We start from the raw sequence: 3,028 nt of genomic DNA, 5'->3' as shown, positions 1-3,028 counted from the left end.
AAAAAAAGGACATAAGTATAAAACCTATGCCTTTTAACTATTATAATTATTATACTAATTCAATAATTGCCAATTCAGCTGAATCTCCACGTCTAACAGCAGTTTTAATGATTCTTGTATAACCACCATTTCTTTCAGCATATTTAGGTGCAATTTCATTAAAGATTTTTGCAACTGCTCCTTCATTTCTTAAGAATGCAAAAGCTTGTCTTCTTAAATGTACTCTTCTTGCTGCATCAGTTGAATTATTATATTTTTTCCCTAAAGTAATTGCTTTTTCAGCAAATTTTCTTAATTCTTTAGCACGAGTTACTGTTGTTTCAATTTGCTCATGTTCTACTAAAGAAATTGTCATATTTTTAAGCATAGCTAATCTATGGTCAGTTCTTCTACCTAGTTTTCTATATGATTTATTATGATTCATTTTCCCTCCTCGTTTAAGATTTTATTCTAAATTCTAGTTTAATTTTATATGATTATTCATCATTACTTGTATTATCGTCTAAATCATAACCAAGTTCTTTCATTTTATCGATAATTTCATTTAACGATTTTTTTCCTAAATTTTTAATTTTCAATAATTCGTTATATGTCATTGAAGTTAAGTCTGAAATTGTATTTACTCCTGCTTTCTTCAAGCAATTATAAGAACGTACTGTAAAGTCAAGTTCTTCAATTTTCATATCTTCAATATTATTTTCATTTTCAGCATCAGCTTCTGCCAATTCATCCTCACTATCTCTGTATTTACTCATACTGTTTCCAATATTTGTAAACGGCTCCAAATGCCAAGTTAATAATTCTACTGCATATGATAAAGCATCTTTAATTTCGATACTCCCATCTGTAGCAATTTCCAAAATTAACTTGTCATAATTTGTAACACGTCCAACCATAGTATCTTCAACACTATAATTTACTCTCTTGATAGGTGTATAAATCGCATCAACTGCTAAATATCCTATTGGCCATCCATCAGTATTAATTTCATCAGAAACTACAAATCCTTCTCCAGAATCAACAAGAAATTCTATGTCAATTTGTTTATCAGTTGTAACAGTCATAATAACCTGCTCAGGATTTATAATTCTTAGTCCAGGTTCTACATGAATGTCTGCCGCTGTAATTACAGCTGGTCCTTTTACTGAAAGTGTCATTTTCTTTTCACCTGGCTCATCAGCTTCAACTACTATTTCTTTCACATTTAAAATAATATCTGTAACTGCTTCTTTTACACCTTCTATTGTAGAAAATTCATTCAACACGCCTTCAATTTTAATTCCTTTTATTGCAGTTCCTGGAATTGATGATAACAATATTCTTCTAAGTGCATTTCCAATAGTATTTCCATACCCTCTATACAGAGGTTCTAGTGTGTACTTTGCTGTATAATTATCTTCTTTTTCTTCAGTTAATTTTACATTTTTAGCTATTTTTTCAATATTTAACAAGCTAATTCATCTCCTCCGATTAAAATATTATTATCTAGAGTAGAACTCGATAATCATCGCTTCGTCAACTTCAAAGTCAACTGCGTCTCTTCCTGGATTTTCTAACACTTTAGCTGTTAAAGCTCCTTCTTCAAGTGATAACCATCCTGGAACTGTTTTTTGCCCAACAGACTCTTTAATTAAAGCTAATTCTTTAGAATCTTCTTTAACTGTAATTACATCACCTTGTTTTACTCTGTATGATGCGATGTTTACTCTTTTTCCATTAATTAAAATATGTCCATGACTTACGATTTGTCTTGCTTGTCTTCTTGTAGCACCAAATCCTAATCTATAGATTACATTATCTAATCTTCTTTCAAGATATTGAAGTAAAAGTTCCCCTGTTACTCCTTCTTTTCTTGTTGCTTCTTCATATAATTTATAGAATTGTTTTTCCATTACTCCATAAACGAATTTTACTTTTTGTTTTTCTCTTTGTTGTGTTCCATATTCAGTTAATTTTCTATTTGCATTTGGTCTAATATTTCTATTTGATTTTTTGTTTACCCCTAAAACAATAGGATCTAAACCAAGATTTCTACATCTTTTTAACACAGGCTGTCTATCTCTTGCCATTTATCTTTTTCCTCCTTAGTTTATAAAATTACGGTCTTCTCTTTTTAGGTGGTCTTGCACCATTATGAGGTACTGGAGTTATATCAACTATTCTTGTTACTTCTAATCCAGTAGCCTGTATTGATCTAATAGAAGCTTCTCTTCCAGATCCAGGTCCTTTTATTTTGATTTCAATTTGTTTCATACCATTTTCAATTGCAACTTGAGCTGCTTGTTCAGCTGCGATTTGTGCTGCGAACGGAGTCCCTTTTTTAGTTCCTTTGAATCCAGAAGTTCCTCCTGATTTCCAAATTACTACTTTTCCTTCTGAATCTGTTATAGTAACAACAGTATTATTGAAAGTAGAGTGTATATATGCTATTCCATTAGGAATGTTTTTTAATTTTTTCTTTTTTGAAGTTGCTGGTTTTTTTGCCACTTATGGTTTCCTCCTTTAACTTAATAGTTATTATTTTTTCTTAGCAATTGCCATTCTAACTGGCCCTTTTCTAGTTCTTGCATTTGTTTTTGTTTTTTGTCCTCTTACAGGTAATCCATTTCTATGTCTTAATCCTCTGTAACTCTTGATATCAAGCAGACGTTTGATGTTAAGTCTAATTTCTTTTCTTAACTCTCCTTCAATTTTGTACTCTTCCACAGCAGCTCTTAATTTTGCTACTTGTTCTTCTGTCAAATCTTTTACTTTAGTATCTCTATCGATACCAGTTGCTCCTAAAATTTTGTTTGAAGTGCTTCTACCAATTCCAAAAATATAAGTTAAAGAAACTTCTACTCTTTTATTTCTTGGAATATCTACTCCTGCTATTCTAGCCAAATTTTTTCCTCCTCGTTTTGATATTTTTAATCTTCTTCAATATGCCCTCACATATACAATATAAGGAATAAGCCCTACAGCTAAACATACCTTTACAATCTTTATTTAAATATCCATAGTATTTTTGTTTTTTTATCTACAATAT

The 3,028-nt window shown here is 30.6% G+C and carries 5 protein-coding genes; all 5 read right to left on the bottom strand.

What is annotated here, in order from left to right:
- Positions 1–49: 49 nt before the first annotated feature.
- Genes rplQ through rpsM form a run of 5 tightly spaced genes read right to left on the bottom strand, consistent with a single transcriptional unit; the run spans position 50 to position 2,883 of the window.
- Entirely contained in the window at positions 50–424 is a 375-nt protein-coding gene (gene rplQ / locus Q0370_RS02700; RefSeq protein ID WP_026747746.1) for a 50S ribosomal protein L17, read from the bottom strand.
- A gap of 52 nt (positions 425–476) precedes the next feature.
- Positions 477–1,451, bottom strand: a complete 975-nt coding sequence (locus Q0370_RS02695; RefSeq protein ID WP_299571777.1) for a DNA-directed RNA polymerase subunit alpha — start codon at positions 1,449–1,451, stop codon at positions 477–479.
- 30 nt (positions 1,452–1,481) lie between these two features.
- A complete protein-coding gene (rpsD, locus tag Q0370_RS02690) occupies positions 1,482–2,069 on the bottom strand; it encodes a 30S ribosomal protein S4 (RefSeq protein WP_006805848.1) in 588 nt (195 codons plus the stop codon).
- Between the two features lie 28 nt (positions 2,070–2,097).
- Positions 2,098–2,487, bottom strand: coding sequence for a 30S ribosomal protein S11 (gene rpsK / locus Q0370_RS02685; RefSeq protein ID WP_026747748.1), 390 nt, complete (start codon positions 2,485–2,487; stop codon positions 2,098–2,100).
- Positions 2,488–2,517: 30 nt separating this feature from the next.
- Positions 2,518–2,883 (bottom strand): 30S ribosomal protein S13, encoded by a 366-nt coding sequence (gene rpsM / locus Q0370_RS02680; protein ID WP_021744138.1) that lies wholly within the window; start codon positions 2,881–2,883, stop codon positions 2,518–2,520.
- Positions 2,884–3,028: the final 145 nt, after the last annotated feature.

The organism is uncultured Leptotrichia sp. (genome assembly GCF_938036635.1).
Classification (GTDB): Bacteria; Fusobacteriota; Fusobacteriia; order Fusobacteriales; family Leptotrichiaceae; genus Leptotrichia; species Leptotrichia hongkongensis.
This window is presented reverse-complemented; position numbering and strand designations above follow the sequence as displayed.